The sequence below is a fragment of the Acidobacteriota bacterium genome, assembly GCA_039028635.1.
Classification (GTDB): Bacteria; Acidobacteriota; Thermoanaerobaculia; order Multivoradales; family JBCCEF01; genus JBCCEF01.
The window spans coordinates 24363-41074 of record JBCCHV010000024.1; the positions used below are offsets into that span (position 1 = coordinate 24363).

Here is a 16712-nt window from a genome sequence, read left to right on the forward strand (position 1 = left end):
CGCCTACGACCCTGCGCCAACCGATTCGGCGAGAAGGTCGGGCTTCGCCCGAGCGGCGAGCGGCACCCATCGCCTGCCTTGCTCGCCGACGTACTCCGATCGCGGCCGGATCAGCCGGCCGCTCTCCTGCTGCTCGCGCACATGGGCCATCCAGCCGGCGATGCGACCGATGGCGAAGGTGGGGGTGAAGAGGTCCGTCGTCAGCCCGAGGCCATCGAGCAAGAGGGCGGTGTAGAACTCGACGTTGGTGGCGATGCGGCGGTGCGGCTTGCGTTGCCGGAGCTGTTCGAGGGCGATCGCTTCGACGCCCCGGGCGAGCTCATAGAGCGCGCGATCTCCGTCGTCGGCGAAGAACTCCTCGGCGGCCTGAGCCAGCACCTCGGCCCGTGGGTCGCGGACCCGGTAGACCCGGTGGCCGAATCCCATCAGTCGTTCGCCGCGGTCCAGAGCGTCTTGGATCCAGGCTTCGGCACGGTCCACTCGGCCGATCGCCTTGACCATGTCGAGGGCCGGTCCAGGGGCACCGCCGTGGAGCGGACCCTTGAGGGCGCCGAGGGCTCCGACGGCGGCATCGACGGGGTCGGAACCGGTGGAGACGATCACCCGGGCGGTGAAGGTGGAGGCGTTGAAGCCGTGGTCGCAAACCGTGTTGAGGTAGGTCTCGAGGCCGCGCACCCGGGCGGCCGAGGGCACCTCGCCGGTGAGCTGGTGCAGGTAGCTGGCGGCGTGCCCCAGGTCTTGGCGCGGCTCGACCGGAGGCCGATCGTGCAACAACCGGTGATAGGCGCCGACCAGCAGCGGCAGGGTGGCGATCAGCGTGCGAGCGTCGGCGGCTGCGGTGAGGGCGAGGCTGGCGGTGCCGACGGTGAGGGCATCCATCGGCGCGAGCCGGCGCTCGGCGGCGGCGCTCAGCAGCTCGAGGGTCGCCGGCTCGAGGTGGCGCCGGGAGGCGAGGTCGGCGCAGAAGGCTTCGAGCTCGTCCGGGGTTGGTAAGCGGTCGTTCCAGAGCAGGAAGATCGTTTCTTCGAAGCGGGCCCGCGGAGCCAGCTCTTCGACCGGGTAGCCGCTCAGGGTGAGCTGGCCGGCTTCGCCGTCGACGCGGCTGAGGGTGGTTTCGGCGGCGACGATGCCTTCGAGGCCGGGACTGTAAGAGCTCATGTCACAACTCCTTTCGGGGAGCGCTCGGGCCGGGAATGACCGGGCCGAGCCGGTTCAATTTCCTTGAGATCGGCAATATTGTCAATCTTGATTTATGAATCAATATGGGCGAAACTCGGTATCGGGAGGAGAAATCGATGGATCAGGAGTTCTTGACGGCGCGTCAGGCGGCGACGGCTTTGGGAGTCAGCCGTTCGACTCTCTATGCCTACGTCAGTCGAGGCATGCTGCGCTCCGAGGCGGTGCCCGGCGATCCGCGAGCGCGCCGCTACGGCCGCGCCGAGGTCGAGCGACTGTTGTCCCGCAAGGCCCTGCGGCGGGATCCCGAGGGCAGTGTTCCGACGGCTCTCGATTGGGGCACGCCAGTGCTCGAATCGGCGATCACCCTGATCGAGGGGGGCCGCCTGTTCTACCGCGGGCACGATGCGCTGCTGCTGGCTCGCCGATGGAGCGTGGAGGAGGTTGCGGCGCTGCTGTGGACCGGAGATTCCGAGGACTCGACCCACCTCTTCGCCGCCGATCGGGCACCGCAGGTCGAGCTGCCGGCGGCGGCCGACCGGCTCGAGCCGGTCGAGCGCTGCCAGGTGGCCCTGCCGCTGGCCGCGGTGGACGACTTCGCCGCCTGGGACCTGCGACCGAGCGCCCTCGCCCTGACCGGGGCGCGCATCGTGCGGCTGTTGATTTCGGTGGTGAGCGGGCGCGCCACCTCACCGGCCGGTCTGGTGGCGAGCCTCGATCAGGACGCTCGGCCCGGCGCCGCGGCGGCGTTGCGCGGCGCCCTCATCCTGTGCGCCGACCACGAACTCAACGTTTCGTCCTTCACGGCTCGCTGCGTCGCCTCCGCCGAGTCCACCCTCTACGACGTGGTCGGCGCCGGCCTCGGGGCGCTGCGCGGGCGCCGCCACGGCGGCTGCTCGTCGCAGGTCGAGGCCTTGATGCGCGAGATCGAGGGCGCCGGCGAAGTCCGGCGAGTGCTCGCTGATCGCCTGCGCCGGGGCGAAGAGATCCCCGGCTTCGGGCACCCGCTGTATCCGGCCGGCGATCCGCGGGCGAAGCTACTGCTCGAGCTCGCCGGCGCCGTGCGCGGTGGCGCAGCGACCCTCGAGCCGATCGACCGACTGATCACCGCGGCCCGCGCCCTGATCGGCGAAGAGCCCACCGTCGATGTCGCCCTGGTCGCCCTGGCCCGGGTGCTCGAGTTGCCGCCGGGAGGACCGGTGGCCCTCTTCGCCCTCGGCCGCAGCCTGGGCTGGATCGGTCAGGCGATCGAGCAGTACGGTACCGGTCGCTTGATTCGGCCGCGTGCCCGCTACTCGGGTCCGCGCCAGGGTGAGGCTTGAAGGGCGGCCCGAAACTCGACCTCGTGACAACATCTGGTCATGTTCTGCCCAAATTGCGGTGCCGAGTTTCGTGACGAGATCGACCAATGCGCCGACTGCGGGGTGCCCTTGGTCGCCGAATCGCCGCAGGGTGGCGGTAGCGATCCGGTGGTTCTCCTGCGGACCCCCGACACGGTTGAGCTGAGCGTCGTCAAATCGTTGCTCCAGGCCGAAGGGATCGCCCACTTCGTGCAGGGCGAAGAGTCGCTCCACATGCTCCCGATCGCCGGCCATGGTGGCTTTTTTTCGAAGCACGGATTGTCGGCGGCGGTGCTGGTGCCGGAAGATCAGCTCGATCGCGCGCGCGAGGTCCTCGCCGCCCAGGTGCCCCCGGACCCTGATCCCGAGCCGGAGCCGGGTTCCGAGTAGAGCTCAGCGACCCGTGGCGAACCGCCAGACCAGCCGCGTCGCCGGCACCAGCCCGAGTTGGCTCGGCGGCAAAGCCCGGCAATGAATCGCCAGCAGGCGGTCGAAGACGCTCCGCTCGCGGGCCAGGGCGCGGAGCGCCCGGCGCCGCAAAGCGGGCCGCTTCTCGAGAGCGAGCAACAGCTCCGTCATGGCGTCCGGCAAACGCCGCAGGCGCCGGCAAGCGCGCTCGTAGCGCTGCGGCCGGCCGCTGGCGACGGCGTCGGCCAGGGCCTCGGCCTGGTGCAGGGCCAGGGACATGCCTTCGCCGGTGATGGCGTCGACATAGCCGGCGGCGTCGCCGAGCAACAAGGTGCGGTCCCGGCGGACGCCTCGCACCCGCTGGCGTAGCGGCCCGCAGCCCCGCGCCCGGGAGGTGGTGGCGCAGCCGGCGAGCCGTTCCGCGAGGGTCGGGAAGCGCGCCAAGAGCTGCTCCCAGGTGGCCTTGCCACGGCGCCAGAGAATCGCCACTCCGACCTCGTCGGCGGCAACCGGGGTGATATAGGCCTCGGCGTTTTCGGCCCAGTGGACCTCGACCCGTTCACTCCAGGGGGCGCAGCGGAAGTGCTGCCGAACGCCGAAGCGGCGGTCCTGCGCCGCCTTGCCGGCGAGGCCGGCCCAGCGGCGCAGGGGGGAGCGCAGTCCGTCCGCCGCCACCAGGTAGCGACCAAGCCGCCTGCGATCGCCGCTCACCACCTCCACCCCTTGCTCGCCGCGGGCTTCGATCGTTTCGACCTTGGAACCCCACAGCAGCTCGACGCCGAGGGCTTCGGCCCGCTGCACCATCGCCTGGTGGAGCGCCGGTCGCCGCACCCCGAGCCCGTGGCCGGCCGGGAAGTCACCCTCGGCGATGGTGCCGTCCGATTGGCAGTAGCGGATGCCGCGGAAGGGCCGGCCGGTGACGCGGACACCGAAGCGCTCGAGGCAAGCGACGCCGTCCGGCATCAAGCCTTCGCCGCAGGGCTTGTCGAGGGGTGGCCGACGCTGCTCCAGGAGGCTGACCGAGAGGCCCTGCAGGCGACACGCGATGGCAGCCCCCAGGCCGGCCGGTCCGCCGCCGACGATCACCAGGTCGGTCATCCTTTGCCACCTTCCGCGGCGCGGGGTCGGCTCACCCGGGAGCGCGCGTAGGCGACGCTGGAGCGGGCCAGGGCCCCGATCATGCTCAGGCCGGTGACCGGGTTCGGGGCGGTGAGCTCGTCGGCGAGATAGCGCTGCAGGGCCTCCTGGCGGCGCAGCTTTCCAGAGGTGGTGCGGGGAAGAGTGCCGGGTTCGAGAATCACCACCCGATCGGCCTTGAGGCCGGTGGCTCCGAGCACCCGCTCGGAGCAGCGCTGCGGCAGACCCTCGATCTCTTCCTTCGTTGCTTCGCGGGCCGTCTCCACCAGCAGCGCGAGGATCTCGCGCTCTTGCCCTTCGGGCAGCCAACCGACGGCGATGGCGCAGCCGGTGCGCAGGCCTGGCAGGTCCTGCAGGGATTGCTCGATCTCCTCCGGCGCATAGTTGCGACCGCGCAGCACGATGAGGTCCTTGGCGCGGCCCGTCAGGTAGAGCTCGCCGTCGCGGACGAAGCCGAGATCGCCGGTGTCGAGCCAGCCGTCGACCAGGGCCCGGGCTGTGGCCTCGGGGCGGCCGAGGTAGCCGCTCATCAGGGAGGGACCGCGCACCCACAGCTTGCCGATCTCACCGTCCGGGACGGCGCGGGTGGCGGGGTCTTGGGCCGTCACCGGCAGGATGCGAAGCTCGAATCCCGGCAGGGGGCGACCCAGGGAGGGCAGCTCGAGGCCGGCGTCGGCGGCCTCGGCACGGCCCTCCTGGGCGAGGTGATCGCGATCGAAGGTGGTGCTCGAGAAGGGCTGATCGAGGGGCGAAAAGGTCACCGCCAGGGCGGCTTCCGAGAGTCCGTAGACGGGGGTCAAGGCGGTGCCCTGGAAGCCCCAGCGGGCGAAGCGCTCGCGGAAGGCGCGCAGGACGCTGGGGGCGACCGCCTCGGCGCCGTTGAGGGCCACCTGCCAGCACGACAGATCGACCCCGTCCATCTCCTCGTCGGTGATCTTCTCCAGGCACAGGCCGTAGGCGAAGTTGGGCGCCGGGGAGATGGTGGCGCGATAGCGGGAAATGGCGCGCAGCCACAGGACCGGTCGCACCACGAAGGCCTCCGGCGGTAGCAGGGTGAGGGTGGCCGGTCGCTCGAGGGCCGGGAAGACACAGCCGATCAAACCCATGTCGTGGTAGAGCGGCAGCCAGCTGACGCCGGTGTGGTGGCCCTCCGGCCAGAAGGAGTTGAGGGCCTCGGTTTGGGCTCGGATGGCGCGGTGGCTGAGGGCGACCGGTTTGGGGTCGACGGTGGTGCCGGAGGAAAACTGCACCAGGGCGAGATCCTCGGCGCGATCGGTGGCGATCTCATCCCGCGGCGGCGCCGTCGGCAGGTCGTCGAGAGTGCGGCAGCCGAGGGCAGGCCGAGCCCGCTCGATGGTCTCGCCGAGTATGCGCCGCACCCGGGGATCGGCGAGCACCAGGCGCGCCCCGCTGGCGGAGATCAGCCCGGCGGTGCGCAGGTGGTACTCCTGCAGGCGGCCGAGCCGCACCGGCGGATAGAGCGGTACCGGCACGGCGCCACAGGCGAGGATGCCGAAGAAGCCGTAGAAAAAGGCTTCGCCGGTCGGGAAGATCATCGCTACCCGGTCGCCGGCGGCGATGCCGGCGCTCTCCAGCCGGCCGGCGACGCCGAGGGCACGGTAGTGAATCTCCTGCCAGGAGACGAAGTTGGCGCGCTCGCGGCGGTCGAGGAAACGCAGGCCGGAATCCGGGTGGTCGGCGGCGCGGCGCAGAAGCTGGCCGAGGGTGCTCATGGCGAAGCCAGCTTACGCTGCACGATGGCGATCAGGTCGGACACCGTCTCGATGCCCGCCTCGTCGCCGTCGTCGAGGAGGATGCGGAAGCGGTTCTCGATCTCCACCGCCAGGGTGAGAAGGCGCAGCGAGTCGAGGCCGAGGTCTTCTACCAGCCGCATTTCCGGTTGGAGGGCGCCCTTCCACTGCAGGTGTTCCTGGGCGACTTTGGTGATGTCGGCGAGGATGGCCTCGGCGTTGGGGGTGGTCATCGGGCAGCTCCCTCGGGCAGGCGAGTCTCCGCCAGGGCTTGCTCCTCGACTCGGATACGGGTTCGCAGGAGGAACAGGTTGGCGAGGCTCCAGCCGAGGGCCGTCAGCCAGGCGCCGTGGATCAGCGGCAGGGCGGCGATCTCGATCACCACCGCCAGGTAGTTGGGATGGCGCAGGTAGCGGAACGGGCCGCCCGCGACCAGCGGTTCGCCGGGCACCACCAGGACGCGGGTCGTCCAGCGTTCGCCGAGGGTGCGCACGGTCCAGTAGCGCAGGCCCATGGCGGCGGCGACGGCCAGACCCGCGACGAGGGCGAGAGTCGGCCGAAAAGGCCGATCGAGGAGCCAGACCTCGAGGGGGCCGGCGGCCAGGAAGGAGCTGTGGAGGGCCACCATCCAGGGGTAGTGGGACTGTCCGACCTCGAAGCCGCCGCGAGCCCGCAGGGCGCTTTCGTGGCGACGCGACAGGCGCAGCTCGAAAAGCCTCTCGAGAGCGACCGCGAGGACCACCAAGGTGAACCAGCCTCGGCTGTCGATCACCACCGCAGCAACACCAGCTCGGAGCAGAACCCCGGTCCCATGGCCAACAGCACGCCATAACTGCCGGCCGCTGGCCGGTGGTTGGCGAGAGTCTCCTCGAGCACCAAGAGCACCGAGGTGGAGGACAGATTGCCGACTTCCCGCAGGCTGCGCCAGGTGACGGCGAGATCCTCTTCATCGAGATCGAGGCCGGCCTGAATGGCGGCCAGAACCTTCGGTCCGCCGGGATGACAAACCCAGGACTGGATGTCGCTTCGGCGCAAGCCGTGATCGGCGAGAAAGCGATCGACGTCGTCGGCGAGGTGCTCGCGGGCGAGTTGCGGCACCTGTGGCGACAGAACGATGGCGAAGCCGCGCTCCGAGATGTCCCAGCCCATCGCCCGTTCCGTGTCGCGGTAGAACACCGAGCGGGTGGCGACGATCTCCGGGCCCTCGCTACCGTTCGAGGTCGGTCCACGGTCGGCGCCTCGCACGACCACGGCGGCGGCGCCGTCTCCGAACAACCCCGAGGCGATGAGGTTGGGAATCGACAGATCTTCCCGTTGCAGGGTGAGCGAGCAGAGCTCGACCGAGAGCAGCACCGCCACCTGCTCGGGATAGGCCTTCACGTAATCGGCGGCGCGGGCGATGCCGGCGGCGCCGGCGACGCAGCCGAGGCCGAAGATGGGGATCCTCCGGAGGTTCGTCGGTAGACCGAGACGATTGACCAGCCGGGCGTCGAGGGAAGGCGTGGCGATACCGGTGACGGACACGGTGATCAAGGCTCCGACATCCGACACCGTCAGTCCGGCCCGCTCCAGGGCTTGACGAATGGCGCCTTCGCCGACCTCCTGGGCGACTCGAATCCAGGCATCGTTGGCCTGCCCCCAGCGCTCAAGCTTGGAGTACTCGTCAATCGGCAGGGCGAGGTGCCTGCCTCCGACCAGGACATTGCGGTGGAGCTGCTCGAGTCGGCCGAGATTGAAGTGGCGCTGGGCCCAATGCTCGCGCAGCGCCGCGATCAGGGTCTCTTGATCGTAGTAGTGGGGCGGCAGGGCCTTGCCGACGGCGGCGATCCTCATTGCGGATCCTCGGAGTAGGGCACGGGCCGATCTTAGCCCGACCTTCTTGCCGCCGCTTCACGGTGTCGGGATCTTTCGCCGCGGCAAGCTCCCCCCAATAAAAAAGCGGGCCGGCCCCGAGTGTAGGCCGGCCACGGAGGAACTTGCGTAACCCCGGTGGCGACAACGCCGGCGCGGAGCGCTCATCCGAACGCGACGTCATCGCTGGCACCGTAGTGGTGCTCCCGACGCCGCGTCCTGATCTAACCTGGACGGTGACGTCAGAAGTTCCTACTGAGTGTTGATGCCATCTCCCGCGAAATGTTCAGACCCTTGGCGAAAATAGTCTGGCCGCCGGATCTCCGAGGATGATGAAGCGGCGAGCATCGGCGGTGGCGGTCCACAATCCGACCAGGCGATCCTGGTCGACCGGCAGGCCGCGCTCGCGTTCTTCGAGCAGCAAAAGGAGCTCGCTGGCGAGCTCGCCGTGGCGACGCGCGAAGGCGGCCATCGCCTGGCCGATGGTGGCGCCGGCCAAGAGCTCGTCGAGGAGGAGCTCGAAGACGCCCCGCTGGCTGCCGGCGCCGGGCCAAAGGAACGACCAGCCCCAGGTTCGCTCGACGTGCCCGACGACGGCGAGGGAGCCGAGCTCCAGAAAGCGCCGCGGCAGAGCCGCCACGAAGGGGCGCGACGCCAGCGGCGGAGAGTCGCCGCCGGCGAGATGGTCGAAGCCGTCGCGGCAAGGGGTGCCGGCGCTGTAGCAGCCGAAGTGGAAGACCATCCGAGGAGCGTCCTCGGGGACGTCCTCGGCGGCGAAGATCTGCTCGTCCGGCACCTCACCTCGAGCCCGTCGCGGTCCGGGCCAGTCCTGGCACAGAAGGGCCCCCTGGCGTTGCCGTTGGCGCGGATCGTCGGCACTCAACCGCAGGCCGTGACCTGCCAGAAAGAGCAGCTCCGGCCGGTTCTCGAGGGCGCGGAGGAGGCGCTCCTTGGTCGCCGTTTCGGCGATCAGGAGCTCGAAGGTGTCGTCGAGGAGCGATTGCGCCAGCGGGTTCACCAATAGATCGACAATCCGTTCGGTGACACCGTCTTCCGGGTTGCGCGGCGCCACCAGCAGGCCATGGGGGCAGCTCGTCGAACCTTCGGTCTCCGCTGCGATCACCCTCTGGCCGTAGCGGTGATAGCTCTCGGGATCGTCGAAATCGAGTCGTCCCACGCGGTGCTGCAAGGCGAGCTGGAACTGGAAGTCGAAGGCGATGGCCTCGGCGTTTCCCACCAGCAGGAGGTTCGCCGGCATGCGATCCGGTTGCGGCGGGCCCGGCGCGACGCCGTGGCGGGCGAGGAAGTCGAGCTTGGTTTCACCCGCTCGATAGCCGTCGCCGCCGCGCAGCTCGCGGTAGCGGTCGGCGCCGGCTTGCTGGCGACGATGCTCGAGCAGCGGACGGAGGGCTTCGGCCACTGCGGGATCGCCGCCCTGGGCGAAGATGACGCCCCAGCCGTCTCGAGCCAGGTTCGGCGGTGAGGGAAGCGTTGTCCGGGGCATCGAGGGCGCGAGCATCGGCAGAGCTCGGGAGGAGAAGAAGTCGGGAGGGGGAAAGGGCTTCGCCCCCTGATGAAAGGGGGCGAAGCGGGACTCCGATCCTCGAGGAGCGAGCTCGAGGACCGGAGCTCGGGTCGGCTTTACGGGTTGCCGCCGCCGCCGCTGCCGTTGTTACCGGACGGGTCGGTCGACCCGGACGAGCCGCTGTCGGCCTGGCCGATCGGGAAATGGGGTCCCTTCCAGCTCGCCTCGCGGTCGTCGAAACCAATGTCGGGCATTCCGCTGTCACTGGTCTGGCTAAAGGTCATGGTCTCTACCTCTTGGGTTTTTGTTTCCTACTCGTTGGGCCTCACCCATATAGACCAGGGAAGAGGGAAATCTCGTTAGCCCAAGCGGCAAAAAAGTTTCAATTTGTAATAAATTAAAATCTAATAATCTTAAAAATTGGATCAGACAGCGAGCCGCGCCCTTCTTCTGGGTAGCGGTTCTAGAAACGCCTGCCGAGATTCAGTCGAGCCGGCCCTGCTGAACGAACCCGGCCCAGTAGAAGGGCGCGTTGAATCTGTCACTCTCGAGAAGGCCGAGCTGGGCGTCGCGAAGCGCTGCGCTGGCGGAGAGGTCATGATCCCAGTAGGCTTTGTGGAGGTCCTCCATGAGGACACTGGTAGCGGCGTCATCGACGGCCCAGAGGCTCACGACCAAACGGGCAGTACCGGCCTGGAAGAAGGCCTGGGTCATCCCGAGGAATCCTTCGACTGCTGTCTCCTCGCCGAGTGCGGTCTCACAGCCACTGAGAACCACTAGGTCGGCTCGGAGGTCGAGCTGGCGAATGTCGCGGTCGGTCAAGAATCCATTGACCTCTCGTCCACCTTCGTCAAAGCGCGAGAGCCACAGTCCGTGGCGCTGCGGATCGCGATGAAGCACGGCATGGGTCGAGAACTGGATGACTCCGAAGTTGGCGAGCAGACCTTCGAGAATTCTCTGGCGGTTTGCCTCGAAGCGGAAGAAGGTTTTGGATTCCTCGACGAGTTCGGCGATGTTCTCGCCCTCGAGCCGAGCGTAGCGGAGGCGCGGGAATTTGCTCGCAATGGGATCGTGCGCGCCTTCGTTGCTCTCGAAGAGTCGACTGTCCAAAACAGGGTCGCCGACAACCGCTAGGGATGGGGTCTTGGAACGGCGTTTCGATTGGCTTTGCAACTGGTACCAGGACGGCGCTGATGGGAAAGTCGTCAGTTGGAAGTTGTGAATCAACGAGCCTGGCGAGTTCTCTGTTGTCCACGGGAGTGCAGCCCAGGGAACGTAGTGGGAGACCCCGTCGGGAATGATCAGCCATCGCTCGACATTGGCGAGCCAGTCTCCTTCCCGTTCAACGAGGTCGGCCAGGAGAGTCTTCGAGAGCTCGTCGAGAGCCGGTGTCGAGGCGGTGCCAGGTTTGCGGTACTGCTTCTCCTGAATCTCTTCATAGGCCTTCTTGATGACGGTACTGAGCTGCTGCCTGGGCGGTAGCTCGAAGCTCTCGAAGCGGTCGCGGGTGAGAGCCCAGAGAAAGCTACGTTCTGTTCCAAGGGCGAGGGTGACGACAAGTGTCTTTTCGCTCGGTAACGCGTCTCGAACCTGCGCCAGACTGACTCGCTGATCACGCAGCTTCTCGATCAGCGCCTCGTCGCTAGGAGTCAAGAGCCTCTGCTGAGCCCTCCGTAGCTCCGACTCGACGAGCTCAAGACGTGCCTGGAGTTCTTCGAGAGTGGATTCGCCGGCTTCGGAACCAGGAGACCGGCTCCACAAACCCTCGGTGATTCTTCGATCAATGTCCGAGCGCTTGCTTTCCAGCTCCTCGAGCTCTCTCCGCTGATTGACCGTCAGAAATTTACGGCCATCGTCCGAGCCCATCAGCAGGCTTTCCAGCATGGTCAGACCGCGAGCTCGACCGTGAAGAGCGAATGCCTGCTCTTGATGCCCTTCCTCGGGGCTCAGGCGTTCGAGCTCCATTCGGGTATCGATCGCGAGCTCGAAGGCTGACAGGCTTCGGCGATGGAGCTGCTGGCGTGCTTCGAGATCCAGGCCGAGGAGGCGAAGCTCGCCATATTCATCGACGGCCTTATCGGCAATCTCTGCGGCCTTCTCGGGATCTCGATAGCGGACCGAGCGCGCAAGGCCCTCATAGGCCTCGGCGAGCCCCCGCTGCAAGGCGGACGATTCGAGAACTTCGATCGCTTGGCTGAACAGCTCTTCTGCGGAGGTCGAATCTTGATCGCGCAACTCCAGATGGCCGAGCTTGTTAAGGACGAGGGCGAGATTGCCTTTGTCTCCGAGCTGATCGGACAAGCTTCTTGCCTCTTCGAGTCTTGATCTCCCTTCCTCGATCCGTCCAGCAGCGATGGCGAGTTGGCCGAGATCTTGGAGAGTCGTTGCTTCACCTCGACGATCTTTGGATTGTTGCCGCTTCTCGAGGGCTCGGCCAAAGAGGGCTGCGGCTTTCTGTAGCTCCCCACGGGCTGCTTCGAATTGCGCTAGGCGATTGAGGAGTGTTCCCTGGAGGGCCGCCGAGGGTTCTTCAGCGAGCGCCTGCTCGAAGCGCTGGATCCCACCCCGAGTGTCGCCTCGAAGCGCGAGGTTGTCGCCCAGATTGTTGAGGACTTTGGCGATGTCTTCCGATCGACGGTCTTGGAGCCCTTCGAAGGCAGTGAGGGCAGCGAGGAACTGATCTCCGGCTTCGCGCAGGGCGCCGATCGCATTGAGAACGATGCCGAGGTTGTTGTTGGTGATGGCCTCTCCCAACTCGTCTTCGGCGAGGCGACGGCGAGGAAGATTCGCGCGGTGTATCTCCTCGGCCTCACGGAAGCGGCCGATCATGCGTAGAACTTCACCGCGCTGGTTCTCAGCCGTCGCTTGTGCCCAGAGAGACCCGATGGTGCCAAAGAGCTCGGCGGCCTGGGAAAAGTATGAAACTGCCTGTGAGCTTGCCCCTTGGTACCAGGCGCACTCACCGAGGTAGCGGCGGGAGTAGGCTTCGCGTTGGAGCGTCGCTCGGACTACGGAAAGAGGTGTGCCGGGATTGAAAGCCGATCCGAAGACTTGACTCACAGCTGGCGCAGAAGCCAAGAGTCGGTCGTCGGCAGTGCCAGTAAGCTGCGACAGCAGATCAGGCGACAAGGTTCCGTCGTTGCGGCGAGCGCCGATCTTCTCGAGCTCCTCGACGGTCGAACCGAAGTCGCCGCAAGCTTCTCGCAGGTTATTCGCCTGCCGGAGTTTCTCCGCTGCTGTAAGGTGGCGTTCGGCTCGCTCAAGGGTCTGGTCTGCGAACGTTGCCGTTCTCGGAGTCGACCACCGGTGTCGATAGTGGCCTCCTGGTTCGCTGGCGAAGGCGTGGAGGCGGACTCTGTACTCGCCCGATTCCATGGCTACGAAGTGAACCATTTCAAGCCCGCGGTCGTGCTGCGGAAGAAAGGAATCGACCGCTGGTAGCTCCCCTGACTTCGGAGTGACAGGGATCAACTCGACATCAACTCCATGCTGCTCTACCTCGAGGCGAGCTGTTTCGCCGGCCGCTAGATAGATCGACGTCTCAAAGGTCTCGTCGCCGGCGAGAAAGGGCAGGCCTGGACCGCAGGCGACGGCGAAAAGCACCGGCACCAGTAGCAAGAGGTAGAGAACGCAACTCAGCTCTACGGTTTGCCGGATTTCTCTCCCTTGTCGGAAGAGACGAGGAGCAGAATGGTTCGAATCTATGGTTCGGGGCAGATCTCGAAGTCCTGGAAGTCGCGGTTCGAACCGTCTTGGGCGGTCACTTGGACAGCGTAGCTGGCGGGCGCTAAGTCCGTTGGTGGCAGCGTGACGAAGAACTCGCTATGACCATCCCATGCGATCGAACCTTGCGCAAGAATCTGGTCCCGAGCATCGAGCACTTGAATCTCGAGGGTCTGGGCGCCGCTGCCCGCGATTCGGTTCGGCTGGACCCCCACAGCTCCGACGGCAGCAGAACTGTGCTGTAAGCAGGTGATCTCGTTCTCAGGGCCACGAAGCCGGTCGGTTGGCTCGGAGACTGCTCCGACCGAAGGTCTATCAGCAGACACTCTCACTTGAGCGACCTCCGCCGGCTGCGGTCGGGAGAGCAAAGTCACCAGGGTGACCAGAGCGATGCAGGCGGCGAGGCCGGCGTAGAGCCACTTGGTGGATCCGTGGGCCGCCGCGGCGGCGGCCGCGGGTGCTGGTTGGACGGAGTCGGCGGCAGCTTCGCCTCTGTTGGCGGACGCCCTTTGGGGAGGACCGAGGACGCGAGAACGGATTCTCGCCAGTGCCGCGGCTTCTTCCGGCGAAGGCGGTGCGGTGATCTCTGCGAGCAGCTCGCGACAGCTCTCGCACCTTTCGAGGTGGGCGGCGATCCGAAGCTCATCGAGGCGCGACAGGTCGCCCTCGGAGAAGCAATGGAGATCCGCTTCGCTCACGTGCCGGCGAATTTGATGCTCTCTCAGCTCTTCGAGAATCTGGTCGAGCTCTTGGTCTTTCTCTTCCATGGCGGCACCTGTCACAAGTCCTGGGCTTCAGTCCGTGTCCTGGTCCGTTGGCTCCGATTCCGCGGCATCGAGACAACGGCGCAGTCGCTGTCGGCCGGTCGAGAGATGGCTCTTGACCGCGTCGCGGGAGATGCCGAGGGCCTTGGCGATCTCGCTGTAGCTCTGCCCCCAGCTACGGAGCAGCACCACTTCCCGCTGCCTTCTGGAGAGCTGATCGAGACAGCGCTCTACCTGTTCGATCTTCTCGCGACTTTGCAGCGCCCTTTCGGGGTCTTCGTGGGGATCTTCGACCCCTTCCGCTTCGTCGAAGACGAGATCCAAGGAGACCTCGTCGTGCCTACGTTTGAGGGTGTTCCCGGATCGCAGAAACTCTTTGAGCTTGTTGGCCGCGATCGAGTAGACCCAGGTCGTGAAGCTGGATCGACCCTCGAATGTGTCCCTACTTCTTATGATGCTGTTTAGCGTGAGTTGGGTGAGGTCTTCAGTATCTTCAAAGGTTCCGCGTTTGCCGAGATTGCGCCGGAAGTACCGCAAAAGCAGCGGGGCGTAGACCTCGAAGAGCTCTTCGTCGGTGGCGGGAGGGTCGATCACGGCAGCGGTCGATGGCGGGTCAGTTCTCGGTTGCCCGATCAGGGATCGAAGTCCCGTGGTTGGTGCGAGTTGCTTCTGGAGCCGGGGTGCCCCGACGGAATGCATGGCGACCCTGCTGCGGGACGCCCGATGCAGGGCGGAGTATAACTCCGCTCGAAACATTCAAATAGCTAAATGAGGGCCTGCCTCAAGGCTGGTCGGAACGTTTGCGCAATCCCGATGCCCAGGCCGCGGCCGCGAGCAAGAGGCCCGCGATGGTGTAGAGCAACAGGCTGCGCTGGGCCAGAGGCCAGAGGAGCGGGCGCGGTGGAGCGCCGGCGGCGGCCGCAGCCAGCACGGCCACCGGACCGCGAAAGAGCCATCCGATCCATCCGGCGTAGAGGCCGGTGAGGAGCAGGTTGCCGCCGCGCTCGGCGAGCAGCGCGAAGAGGGCGGTGAGGGCGATCGCCTCGAGAACCCAGGCACCGACCACGGTGGTGGCTGGAACTTGGGCCGTCGGGTTTTCCACCACGCTCTGGAAAAAGGCGATGGCCAGAATCAGCAGCGGCAGGGCCCAAAGATAGAAGCGTCGCAATGTGGAGGCATGATAACTCACTGAGGCGCGGTATATTGGCTCGTGTCCGATGCCCTCCGGTCACCGGTAATCCGTTCAGCGGCTGGCGGCGTATGGACCATTGAACATGCACTCGCGCCGCTCCCAGCCCACGCTTCTCGTCTTCACCCTCGGCGCCGATCGCGAGGTCGATCGACGGCCTCTCCTGCCGGCGCCGTTGCGCGCCCGCGAGGTCGAGCTGCGGCGGGCCTGGCTGGCGGCGACCCTCGACATCGGGCGCCAGTTGGGCTGTTGTCTGGAGGTTTCGACACCGGCGCCGCTCGCCCTCGGCGGTGACGTTCGCCATCGGTCGCAGGTCGGTCACGACTTCGGCAGTCGCTTTGCGGCGGCTTTCGCTGCCGCCCTCGAGACCAGCTCGGGACCGGTGGTCGCCGTCGGTGCCGACTCGCCGGCATTCGGGGCCGGCCATCTGCGGCGGGCCCTGGCCTTGCTGGCCTCCCGTCCGGACCGGGTGGTGCTGGGGCCGAGCCGCGATGGTGGTGTCTACTTGATCGCCACCGCCACCCCCGTTCCCGGTCTTGCGGAAGAGGTTCGCTGGTGTCGCCGCGACACCTCGCGAAGTCTGCGCCAGGCCCTCGAGGCCCTCGGCCGCGAGGTGGTCGAGCTCGATCCGCTGCACGACGTCGACGGTCCGGCGGACCTTCAGCGCTGGCTCGGATCGCGCCACTTCGTCGCCGACCTCGCGCCTCTGGCGGTCACTCTGCGCCGCCTGCTGGCCCGGTGGATTCGCCCTGCTTGTCCGCGTCGTCTCGGCAGACCGCTGCAAGCCCCGGTCGCTTTCTCACTGGCCCGCGCCCCGCCGATCCCGGCGTCCGCCTCCGCCACGATCTGACGCTTTGATGGCTGCGCGTCGCCCCGTCGTGGGCCGCGCTTTCGCGTAGTCCTCCGACTGCTCCGGAGGTCTGTGCTCGAGGGATCGACGAATGACCGAGTCTGCTTATCCACAAGACGGCCTGCCGGCGCCGGAAGTCCACCTGACGGCGCTCGACACGCTTTGGTTCCAAGTTTCCGGCACGGTCTGCAACCTGGCCTGTAGTCACTGCTTCATCTCTTGCTCGCCGACCAACAAGACCCACCAGATGATGTCCCTCGAGAAGGTGCAGGGCTACCTCGACGAGGCGGCGCTGCTGGGGGTCAAGGAGTTCTACTTCACCGGCGGCGAGCCGTTCCTGAACCCGCAGATGGAGGCCATCCTGGAAGCCGCCCTGGCGGTGGGGCCGGCCAGCGTGCTGACCAACGGCCTGCTCCTCGACGAGGGCCGCTGCCAGCGGCTGAAGGGCCTACAGGACGGCTCCGAATACTCCCTCGACGTGCGCGTTTCCCTCGATGGCTACGACGCCGCGACCAACGACGCGATTCGCGGCGTGGGCACCTTCGATCGCGTTCTCGCGGCGGTGCGCCGGCTGCTCGACGTCGGCCTCAATCCGGTCCTGACGGTCACCGAGGTCTACGGCGACTCGGGCACCGAGGCGGGCAAGGCGCGCTTTTTCGAGCTGCTGCGCGGGTTGGGAGCCGACAAGCCTCGCCTCAAGGTGCTGCCGGTGTTTCAGATCGGCTCCGAAGCGGAGCGCGGCGGCGCCTACGAGAGCTGGCAGAAGCTGCGCGGCATCGACGCCCCGGACGGAAGTTGGGAGCACCTGCAGTGCAGCGCCTGTCGCATGGTGACGGACCACGGCGTGTGGGTCTGCCCGATTCTGGTGAACGAGCCTGAGGGCAAGATGGGGGAACGCTTGGCGGATACCCTCGACACTTTCCCCCTCGAGCACCCGGCGTGCTGGACCTGCCACGTTTTCGGCGTCAGCTGCCGGACCTGAGGACGAGGCCGAGACG

At 66.9% G+C, this 16712-nt stretch carries 19 protein-coding genes; 7 read left to right on the top strand and 12 right to left on the bottom strand.

Annotated elements, in window-relative coordinates; translation table 11 throughout:
* Positions 1 to 3: 3 nt before the first annotated feature.
* A complete protein-coding gene (locus AAF604_11480; protein MEM7050274.1) occupies positions 4 to 1158 on the bottom strand; it encodes a citrate synthase in 1155 nt (384 codons plus the stop codon).
* Positions 1159 to 1295: 137 nt separating this feature from the next.
* Between AAF604_11480 and AAF604_11485 the strand changes: the two genes are divergently transcribed.
* Both AAF604_11485 and AAF604_11490 read left to right on the top strand, forming a co-directional pair.
* Complete coding sequence (locus AAF604_11485) at positions 1296 to 2498, top strand: citrate synthase family protein (protein ID MEM7050275.1); 1203 nt, start codon at positions 1296 to 1298, stop codon at positions 2496 to 2498.
* 39 nt (positions 2499 to 2537) lie between these two features.
* Positions 2538 to 2906: a DUF2007 domain-containing protein gene (locus tag AAF604_11490; protein ID MEM7050276.1), complete on the top strand. Its 369-nt coding sequence runs from the start codon at positions 2538 to 2540 to the stop codon at positions 2904 to 2906.
* 3 nt (positions 2907 to 2909) lie between these two features.
* On the opposite strand, the gene AAF604_11495 is transcribed toward AAF604_11490, so the two are convergent.
* The 8 genes from AAF604_11495 to AAF604_11530 all read right to left on the bottom strand — a co-directional run bounded on the left by AAF604_11495 (position 2910) and on the right by AAF604_11530 (position 10841).
* Positions 2910 to 4022 carry an NAD(P)/FAD-dependent oxidoreductase gene (locus AAF604_11495; GenBank protein MEM7050277.1) on the bottom strand — a complete coding sequence of 371 codons (1113 nt, stop codon included), beginning with the start codon at positions 4020 to 4022 and terminating at the stop codon, positions 2910 to 2912.
* Positions 4019 to 5794, bottom strand: a complete 1776-nt coding sequence (locus AAF604_11500; protein MEM7050278.1) for a fatty acyl-AMP ligase — start codon at positions 5792 to 5794, stop codon at positions 4019 to 4021. The genes AAF604_11495 and AAF604_11500 overlap by 4 nt, the downstream gene beginning before the upstream one ends.
* The gene (locus AAF604_11505) at positions 5791 to 6045 is read right to left on the bottom strand and encodes an acyl carrier protein (GenBank protein MEM7050279.1); all 255 of its coding nucleotides are present in this window, start codon (positions 6043 to 6045) and stop codon (positions 5791 to 5793) included. Before AAF604_11505 ends, AAF604_11500 begins: the two co-directional genes overlap by 4 nt.
* Positions 6042 to 6584: an isoprenylcysteine carboxylmethyltransferase family protein gene (locus tag AAF604_11510; GenBank protein ID MEM7050280.1), complete on the bottom strand. Its 543-nt coding sequence runs from the start codon at positions 6582 to 6584 to the stop codon at positions 6042 to 6044. Before AAF604_11510 ends, AAF604_11505 begins: the two co-directional genes overlap by 4 nt.
* Positions 6581 to 7645 carry a 3-oxoacyl-[acyl-carrier-protein] synthase III C-terminal domain-containing protein gene (locus AAF604_11515; protein MEM7050281.1) on the bottom strand — a complete coding sequence of 355 codons (1065 nt, stop codon included), beginning with the start codon at positions 7643 to 7645 and terminating at the stop codon, positions 6581 to 6583. The genes AAF604_11510 and AAF604_11515 overlap by 4 nt, the downstream gene beginning before the upstream one ends.
* Positions 7646 to 7949: 304 nt before the next feature.
* On the bottom strand, positions 7950 to 9167 hold the full coding sequence (locus AAF604_11520; GenBank protein ID MEM7050282.1) for a hypothetical protein: 1218 nt from the start codon (positions 9165 to 9167) through the stop codon (positions 7950 to 7952).
* A gap of 137 nt (positions 9168 to 9304) precedes the next feature.
* Complete coding sequence (locus AAF604_11525) at positions 9305 to 9472, bottom strand: hypothetical protein (protein ID MEM7050283.1); 168 nt, start codon at positions 9470 to 9472, stop codon at positions 9305 to 9307.
* A gap of 199 nt (positions 9473 to 9671) precedes the next feature.
* Positions 9672 to 10841, bottom strand: coding sequence for a CHAT domain-containing protein (locus tag AAF604_11530; GenBank protein ID MEM7050284.1), 1170 nt, complete (start codon positions 10839 to 10841; stop codon positions 9672 to 9674).
* 354 nt (positions 10842 to 11195) lie between these two features.
* Between AAF604_11530 and AAF604_11535 the strand changes: the two genes are divergently transcribed.
* The 3 genes from AAF604_11535 to AAF604_11545 all read left to right on the top strand — a co-directional run bounded on the left by AAF604_11535 (position 11196) and on the right by AAF604_11545 (position 12629).
* Positions 11196 to 11513 (top strand): hypothetical protein, encoded by a 318-nt coding sequence (locus AAF604_11535; protein ID MEM7050285.1) that lies wholly within the window; start codon positions 11196 to 11198, stop codon positions 11511 to 11513.
* 315 nt (positions 11514 to 11828) lie between these two features.
* Positions 11829 to 12023 carry a hypothetical protein gene (locus AAF604_11540; protein ID MEM7050286.1) on the top strand — a complete coding sequence of 65 codons (195 nt, stop codon included), beginning with the start codon at positions 11829 to 11831 and terminating at the stop codon, positions 12021 to 12023.
* 156 nt (positions 12024 to 12179) lie between these two features.
* The gene (locus AAF604_11545) at positions 12180 to 12629 is read left to right on the top strand and encodes a hypothetical protein (GenBank protein ID MEM7050287.1); all 450 of its coding nucleotides are present in this window, start codon (positions 12180 to 12182) and stop codon (positions 12627 to 12629) included.
* 260 nt (positions 12630 to 12889) lie between these two features.
* Here the strand turns inward: AAF604_11545 and AAF604_11550 are convergent, their stop codons facing one another.
* From AAF604_11550 to AAF604_11560, 3 genes are all read right to left on the bottom strand, one after another.
* Entirely contained in the window at positions 12890 to 13678 is a 789-nt protein-coding gene (locus AAF604_11550) for a hypothetical protein (GenBank protein MEM7050288.1), read from the bottom strand.
* 27 nt (positions 13679 to 13705) lie between these two features.
* Positions 13706 to 14269 (bottom strand): RNA polymerase sigma factor, encoded by a 564-nt coding sequence (locus AAF604_11555; protein ID MEM7050289.1) that lies wholly within the window; start codon positions 14267 to 14269, stop codon positions 13706 to 13708.
* A 187-nt stretch (positions 14270 to 14456) separates the two neighbouring features.
* Entirely contained in the window at positions 14457 to 14864 is a 408-nt protein-coding gene (locus AAF604_11560; protein ID MEM7050290.1) for a hypothetical protein, read from the bottom strand.
* Positions 14865 to 14949: 85 nt separating this feature from the next.
* On the opposite strand from AAF604_11560, the gene AAF604_11565 reads away from it, so the two are divergent.
* Entirely contained in the window at positions 14950 to 15714 is a 765-nt protein-coding gene (locus AAF604_11565) for a DUF2064 domain-containing protein (GenBank protein ID MEM7050291.1), read from the top strand.
* A 91-nt stretch (positions 15715 to 15805) separates the two neighbouring features.
* The gene (locus tag AAF604_11570) at positions 15806 to 16696 is read left to right on the top strand and encodes a radical SAM protein (protein ID MEM7050292.1); all 891 of its coding nucleotides are present in this window, start codon (positions 15806 to 15808) and stop codon (positions 16694 to 16696) included.
* Positions 16697 to 16712: the final 16 nt, after the last annotated feature.

Coding starts and splice junctions, on each gene's coding strand:
- AAF604_11535 (MEM7050285.1), top strand. CDS start 11,196: ATGGAGCTGCTGGCGTGCTTCGAGATCCAGGCCGAGGAGGCGAAGCTC.
- AAF604_11515 (MEM7050281.1), bottom strand. CDS start 7,645: ATGAGGATCGCCGCCGTCGGCAAGGCCCTGCCGCCCCACTACTACGAT.
- AAF604_11500 (MEM7050278.1), bottom strand. CDS start 5,794: ATGAGCACCCTCGGCCAGCTTCTGCGCCGCGCCGCCGACCACCCGGAT.
- AAF604_11550 (MEM7050288.1), bottom strand. CDS start 13,678: ATGGAAGAGAAAGACCAAGAGCTCGACCAGATTCTCGAAGAGCTGAGA.
- AAF604_11520 (MEM7050282.1), bottom strand. CDS start 9,167: ATGCCCCGGACAACGCTTCCCTCACCGCCGAACCTGGCTCGAGACGGC.
- AAF604_11485 (MEM7050275.1), top strand. CDS start 1,296: ATGGATCAGGAGTTCTTGACGGCGCGTCAGGCGGCGACGGCTTTGGGA.
- AAF604_11490 (MEM7050276.1), top strand. CDS start 2,538: ATGTTCTGCCCAAATTGCGGTGCCGAGTTTCGTGACGAGATCGACCAA.
- AAF604_11480 (MEM7050274.1), bottom strand. CDS start 1,158: ATGAGCTCTTACAGTCCCGGCCTCGAAGGCATCGTCGCCGCCGAAACC.
- AAF604_11505 (MEM7050279.1), bottom strand. CDS start 6,045: ATGACCACCCCCAACGCCGAGGCCATCCTCGCCGACATCACCAAAGTC.
- AAF604_11565 (MEM7050291.1), top strand. CDS start 14,950: ATGCACTCGCGCCGCTCCCAGCCCACGCTTCTCGTCTTCACCCTCGGC.
- AAF604_11495 (MEM7050277.1), bottom strand. CDS start 4,022: ATGACCGACCTGGTGATCGTCGGCGGCGGACCGGCCGGCCTGGGGGCT.
- AAF604_11525 (MEM7050283.1), bottom strand. CDS start 9,472: ATGACCTTTAGCCAGACCAGTGACAGCGGAATGCCCGACATTGGTTTC.
- AAF604_11570 (MEM7050292.1), top strand. CDS start 15,806: ATGACCGAGTCTGCTTATCCACAAGACGGCCTGCCGGCGCCGGAAGTC.